Origin of the sequence: Nocardioides sp., assembly GCF_016462705.1 — a bacterium.
In the GTDB taxonomy this organism is placed as follows: domain Bacteria; phylum Actinomycetota; class Actinomycetes; order Propionibacteriales; family Nocardioidaceae; genus Nocardioides.
The window spans coordinates 1-5,748 of sequence record NZ_JAEMSS010000224.1 but is presented as its reverse complement, the minus strand read 5'-3'; the positions used below and the strand labels follow the sequence as shown (position 1 = coordinate 5,748).

Here is a 5,748-nt window from a genome sequence, read left to right as displayed (position 1 = left end):
CACCACCACGACACCGCACCCAGACCGACCAGCCCTGGATCAGACACCGACCCCGGCGGGAGTGATCGGAGGATGACAGCTGCCGTTTGCGGGTATCGGCGGGAGGTGTGGTGTCCTGGGTGGACGCCCGGCTGCGTACACTCCTTGCAATTGCAAGTGAACAACTAGACTTTGGAGTACTTCTAGGTGAGCCAAGTCTCGGGCAGCGCCGACAGGATAGGACCGTCCGTCTCGTCACGGGCGAGAACGGCCGAAACGTATCCGAGCGGTGGACGAACAGGTCAGGACCAGTTGGCCTCCGTTCTCCCATTCGGGTCCCACGGCGCCCCAGAGTCGACGAGAGTCGGGCACATGGCTCCCGCCCGGCTCTCCCCCACCGAGGCCGGGCCGGAGCCTGTCATTCGTCCGCACCTCGGCGACATCGTGCGCCGGGTCGCGCAGAGCCTGCTGGTCGCGTGCGTCGTGCCGATCGCGCTCTTCTACGTCTTCTTCGCCACCGCCGGGGTCTGGACCGCGATGATCGCGGCGCTCGGCTGGGCGTACGGCGCGATCGCGTTCCGTGCGCTGACCGGCCGTCGTGCCTCCGGGCTGCTGATCCTCACCGCCACCGTGCTGACCGGCCGGACCGCCATCGCGCTGGCCGCCAACAGCACGTTCCTCTACTTCCTCCAGCCGGTGATCAGCGACGTCGTCGTCGGCACCGCGTTCCTGCTGTCGCTCGCCTCGGCTCGGCCGATGGTGGCCCGACTCGCCGGTGACTTCTACCCGATGGACCACGAGCTCTCGCTGCGTCCCCGGGTCCGCCGGCTGTTCCGCAACCTCACCCTGATGTGGGCGACGCTGTGCATCGGCAAGGCGGTCTTCGTGCTGTGGCTGCTGCACTCGCAGTCGCTCGAGACCTTCGTGCTCGTCCAGGGCGTCTCGGTCGTGTCCTTCAACGTGCTGGCGACCGCGGCGACCATCGCCGCCGCCGTGCTGGTGGCCCGCAAGGAGGGCATGCTCGCCCCGCGTCCGGAGCGGGTCCCGGTCAGGTCCTGACCGAGATCGCGATCTTGCCGCGCACCTCGCCCGCCTCGAGCCGGGCCATCGCCTCGGGAGCCTGCTCCAGCGGGTAGGTCCTGTCGATGCTCGGGACGACCGCGCCGCTCTCGAGGTACGGCGTCAGCAGGGCCAGGTCGGAGGCCCGCTCCTTGGCGACGGTCATGGTCAGCCGCTGGCTGACGAACGGCGACGTCAGGACCGCCCGCAGCGAACGCGACATCCCGAGGATCTTGCCGGAGTCCTCGCCGCCGACGACCACGGCCGACCCGGAGCTGGTGAGGGCCCGGCGCAGGCGGCGCACGGACGGGTTCCCCGCGATGTCGATGACGAGGTCGTAGCGCTGCGCGTCGTCGGCGAAGTCGTCGACCGCGTAGTCGAGGACGTGCGCGGCCCCCAGCGACCGCACGAGGTCGAGCTTCGCGGCACTCGCGACGCCGGTCACCTCGGCGCCCATGGCCGCCGCGAGCTGCACGACGTAGGACCCGACGCCGCCGGACGCTCCCGTCACCAGCACCCGCTGGCCGGCCGCGCACCGTCCGCCGTCCAGCGCCTGGAGTGCCGTGCCGGCCGAGATCGGCACGACCGCGGCCTCGGCGAACGTCAGGTTCGCCGGCTTGGGAGCGAGCTTGCCCTCGGGGGCCACGGCGAGCTCGGCGAACGTGCCGGTCCCCATGCCGAACACCTCGTCCCCGGGCGCGAAGCGAGTGACGTCGGCTCCGACGGCCTCGACGACACCGGCCAGGTCGCGGCCGGGTATCGCCTGGCGGGGGCGAGTCAGGCCCATCGCCAGTCGGACGGCGTACGGCGTCCCGGTCATCAGGTGCCAGGTCCCGCGGTCGAGACCGGCGGCGTGCACCCGCACCAGCACCTGGTCGGCCTTCGGTGTCGGGACAGGGCGGTCCGCGAGCCCGAGCACCTCCGAGGTCCCGTAGGTGTCCTGGACGACTGCGCGCATGGTGGCGGTCTCCTGCCGGGTGCTGCTCATGGTGATGCCCTTCGAGGGTGTCGTACTCGTCAACGTACTAAGTACGGTGACGCTACCGTACTATGTACGAAATGACCAGGGAGACGCTGACCAGGGACCGGATCCTGCGCGGCGCGCTCGCCGTCGCCGACACCGGCGGGCTGGCCGCGCTGACGATCCGGTCGCTGGCCACGGAGCTCGGGGTCAAGCCGATGGCCGTCTACCACTACGTCGCCAACAAGGACGAGATCCTCGACGGGCTGGTCGACCAGGTGTTCTCCGAGATCGACCTGCCCTCGCCCGAGGGTGAGTGGCGCGAGGAGATCAGCCGCCGGATGGTCTCCGCGCGCGCGGCGCTGCGACGGCACCCGTGGGCGATCGCGCTGATGGAGTCGCGCCGGACCCCGGGGCCCGCCTCGCTGAGCAGGCACGAGGCGACCCTGGCCACGCTGCGCCAGGGCGGGTTCTCGGTGGTGGCCGCGGCACACGCCTATGCCCTCATCGACAGCTACGTGTACGGCTTCGCCGTGCAGGAGACCTCACTCCCGATCGGCCGACCGGAGGAGATGGGCGAGGTCGCCCGGGAGATCATGGAGACGTTCGAGGGCGCCTATCCCTACATGACCGAGATCGCGACCGAGCACGTCATGCAGCCGGGCTACGACTTCGGCGACGAGTTCGAGATCGGCCGCGAGCTGGTGCTCGACGCGCTGGAAGTGCTGCGCAGGCGTGGAGGCTGAGCCGAACGGGCACGGTGGGGGTGTGACTGACCTGTCGGCCTGGTTGCTCTCCGCGTCCGAGCGCGGCAACCCGGCCACCCGCCTCGACGCCCGCCACCCGGACGGGCAGGCGTGGTCCTCGGGCAACCGGGTGCGGGCGCTGGTCCACGGAGCGACGTACTTCGCCGAGCTCCACGAGCGGCTCGAGGCGACCCGCGAGGGCGACCTGGTCCTCTTCACCGACTGGCAGGGCGACGCCGACGAGCGGCTGACCGGGGAGCCGGGCAGCGAGGTGGTCGAGGTCCTCGGTCGGGCCGACGAGCGCGGCGTCGACGTACGTGGCCTGGTCTGGCGCTCCCACCGGGACTCCATCGGCTTCCCGGGCAAGGAGAACCTGCACCTCGGGCGCGCCCTGCAGAAGCGCGGCGCCGAGGTCATCCTCGACATGCGGGTGCGGCAGGGCGGCTCCCACCACCAGAAGCTGGTGGTCATCCGGCACCGCGACGACCCCGCCCGGGACATCGCCTTCGTCGGCGGGATCGACCTGTGCCACTCCCGTCGCGACGACGCCGAGCACCTCGGCGACCCGCAGCCGCAGCCGCTCGCGTCGGAGTACGGCGCCACCCCGCCGTGGCACGACATCCAGGCCGCCATCGAGGGGCCGGCGGTCCACGACGTCGAGACCGTCTTCCGCGAGCGCTGGGCGGACCCGACGAGCCTCACCCACTCACCGATCCTGCTGGTCCGGGACCGGCTGCGCGGGCTGGACACCTCACCGGACCCGCTGCCGGAGCAGGCGCCGCCGCCGCCCCCGGTGGAGGGCGGCACCCACGTCGTCCAGCTCCTCCGCACCTACCCCAACCTGCGTCACGGCAGGGACTACGAGTTCGCCCGCGGTGGCGAGCGCAGCGTCGCCCGGGGCTACACCAAGGCCGTGCGGCGCGCGCGGTCGCTGGTCTACGTCGAGGACCAGTACCTGTGGGGTCACCACGTCGGCGACGTCTTCACCCAAGCGCTGCGGGACCACCCGGAGCTGCGGGTCATCGCCGTCGTGCCCCTGCACCCCGACGTCGAGGGGTATGCGCGCACCGCCCAGCTGCTCGGGCGCCGGAGGGCCATGCGGTCGATGATCGACGTCGCGCCCGACCGGGTCGCGATCTACGGTCTCGAGAACCACGCCGGGACGCCGGTCTACGTGCACGCCAAGACCTGCCTGGTCGACGACACCTGGGCGACCATCGGCTCCGACAACTTCAACCGCCGCTCGTGGACCCACGACAGCGAGCTGTCCGCCGTCGTGGTCGACGAGTCGGGCGAGTTCGCCCGCGACCTCCGGCTGACGCTTGCCGCCGAGCACCTGGACCGGTCGCCCGACGACGTGGCGGACTGCCTGGACGCTGCCGGCATGTTCACGGCGTACGCCGAGACGGCCGCCGCCCTCGACGCCTGGTACGACGGTGGACGGGTCGGTCCTCGGCCGCCCGGTCGCCTGCGCCGCCTCGGACCGCCCGAGCTCGGGCCGCTGGCACGTCTGGCCGCGACGCCGGCCTACCAGCTGCTCCACGACCCGGACGGACGCCCGAGACCGCTGCGCAGGCGCGACGAGTTCTGAGGCCCGTCGGGTCCGACGACTAGCGCGCCGCGTCGCCGGCCGGGTGCTCGCTGAGGGTCCTGCCGATCCCGCGCGCGGCGACCTGCAGGGCGGCGACGAGGCGGGGCCGGTCCTTGCCGAGCCGCGGGAGCACGATGCCGAGGGCGGCGACGACCTCCTGGTCACGCCGGACCGGCACCGCGACCGAGCAGGCCCCCAGCGACATCTCCTCGGTCGTCGTCGCGTAGTCGTCGCGCAGCACGCGGGCCAGCTGGCGGCGCAGCGATCCGGGCTGGGTGACGGTGTACGCCGTCAGCCGCGCGAGCCGGGCGCCGAGGACGCGTGCCTGGACGTCCTGCGGCGCGTGGGCCAGGAGCACCTTGCCGACTCCGGTGGCGTGGATCGGCAACCGTGACCCGACCTGGCTCACCACCGGCACCGAGGCATGCCCGGCCAGCCGGTCGACGTAGAGGACCTCGAGCTCGTCGCGCACGGCGAGGTGGACGGTCGCCAAGGTCGCCCCGTAGAGATCGTGCAGGTAGGGCGACGCGAGCTGGCGGAGCCCGGTCTGCACGGGGGCCAGCAGGCCGAGGTCCCACACCCGGCGCCCGACGACGTACCGGCCGTCGTCGGCCCGGCTCAGCGCACCCCAGTCCACGAGCTCGGCCACCAGCCGGTGCGCGGTCGGGACCGGGAGAGCCGCCCGCTCGGCGAGCTCGGTGAGCGAGAGCCGTCGGTGCGTCTCGTCGAAGGCGCCGAGCAGGGCCAGCGCCCGGCTGGTGACGCTGGCGCCGGGGGAGGAGGTGCGGCCGGCCATGACTCCCCACCCTTCCACTCAACGGAAGCCGACGCTAGTGCTGGCGCTAGTCCTCACCTAGCGTCCCCTGCCGTGAACCTGTCCACCCAGGCCGAGGTCAGCGCGGCGATCGCCGCCGTCGGCGACGCGTACGCCGGGTCTGGTCGCGCGGCCACCGACCCGGAGACCCAGCCTCGGCTCGACTACCCGCCCTACCGCAGCAGCCTGCTGCGGCACCCCACCAAGGACCTGCACCACGCGGACCCGGAAGGCGTCGAGCTGTGGGCCCCCGCCTTCGGGCACCAGGACGTCGACCCGCTCGAGGCCGACCTCACCGTCCAGCACCGCGGTGAGCCGGTGGGGGAGCGCATGGTCGTCACCGGCCGGGTCCTGGACGGCGACGGCCGCCCGGTGCGGCACCAGCTGGTGGAGATCTGGCAGGCGAACGCCGGCGGGCGCTACATCCACAAGCGGGACCAGCACCCGGCGGCGATCGACCCCCACTTCACCGGCACCGGCCGCTGCCTGACCGACGGCGACGGCGGCTACCGGTTCACCACGATCAAGCCCGGCCCGTACCCCTGGAAGAACCACCGCAACGCCTGGCGGCCGGCGCACATCCACTTCTCGCTGTTCG

Annotated in this window: 6 protein-coding genes; 4 read left to right on the top strand and 2 right to left on the bottom strand. The window is 72.4% G+C overall.

All coding sequences use genetic code 11. The annotated features are described in order from the left end of the window. The first annotated feature begins 351 nt into the window (after positions 1–351). Positions 352–1,038 (top strand): VC0807 family protein, encoded by a 687-nt coding sequence (locus JHD21_RS19910; protein WP_292678847.1) that lies wholly within the window; start codon positions 352–354, stop codon positions 1,036–1,038. On the opposite strand, the gene JHD21_RS19905 is transcribed toward JHD21_RS19910, so the two are convergent. Next, positions 1,028–2,026 carry an NAD(P)-dependent alcohol dehydrogenase gene (locus JHD21_RS19905; protein ID WP_292678845.1) on the bottom strand — a complete coding sequence of 333 codons (999 nt, stop codon included), beginning with the start codon at positions 2,024–2,026 and terminating at the stop codon, positions 1,028–1,030. The genes JHD21_RS19910 and JHD21_RS19905 overlap by 11 nt on opposite strands. A 71-nt stretch (positions 2,027–2,097) precedes the next feature. Between JHD21_RS19905 and JHD21_RS19900 the strand changes: the two genes are divergently transcribed. Together JHD21_RS19900 and JHD21_RS19895 are read left to right on the top strand one after the other, a co-directional pair. After that, positions 2,098–2,745 (top strand): TetR/AcrR family transcriptional regulator, encoded by a 648-nt coding sequence (locus JHD21_RS19900; RefSeq protein WP_292678842.1) that lies wholly within the window; start codon positions 2,098–2,100, stop codon positions 2,743–2,745. Between the two features lie 22 nt (positions 2,746–2,767). Continuing rightward, a complete protein-coding gene (locus JHD21_RS19895; RefSeq protein ID WP_292678839.1) occupies positions 2,768–4,336 on the top strand; it encodes a phospholipase D-like domain-containing protein in 1,569 nt (522 codons plus the stop codon). Between the two features lie 19 nt (positions 4,337–4,355). On the opposite strand, the gene JHD21_RS19890 is transcribed toward JHD21_RS19895, so the two are convergent. Beyond that, on the bottom strand, positions 4,356–5,132 hold the full coding sequence (locus JHD21_RS19890; RefSeq protein ID WP_292678837.1) for an IclR family transcriptional regulator: 777 nt from the start codon (positions 5,130–5,132) through the stop codon (positions 4,356–4,358). A gap of 72 nt (positions 5,133–5,204) precedes the next feature. Here JHD21_RS19890 and JHD21_RS19885 point away from each other — a divergent pair. Then, a partial coding sequence (locus JHD21_RS19885) for a protocatechuate 3,4-dioxygenase subunit beta (RefSeq protein ID WP_292678833.1) occupies positions 5,205–5,748 on the top strand: 544 nt, incomplete at its 3' end.

Coding starts and splice junctions, on each gene's coding strand:
- JHD21_RS19910 (WP_292678847.1), top strand. CDS start 352: ATGGCTCCCGCCCGGCTCTCCCCCACCGAGGCCGGGCCGGAGCCTGTC.
- JHD21_RS19905 (WP_292678845.1), bottom strand. CDS start 2,026: ATGAGCAGCACCCGGCAGGAGACCGCCACCATGCGCGCAGTCGTCCAG.
- JHD21_RS19900 (WP_292678842.1), top strand. CDS start 2,098: ATGACCAGGGAGACGCTGACCAGGGACCGGATCCTGCGCGGCGCGCTC.
- JHD21_RS19890 (WP_292678837.1), bottom strand. CDS start 5,132: ATGGCCGGCCGCACCTCCTCCCCCGGCGCCAGCGTCACCAGCCGGGCG.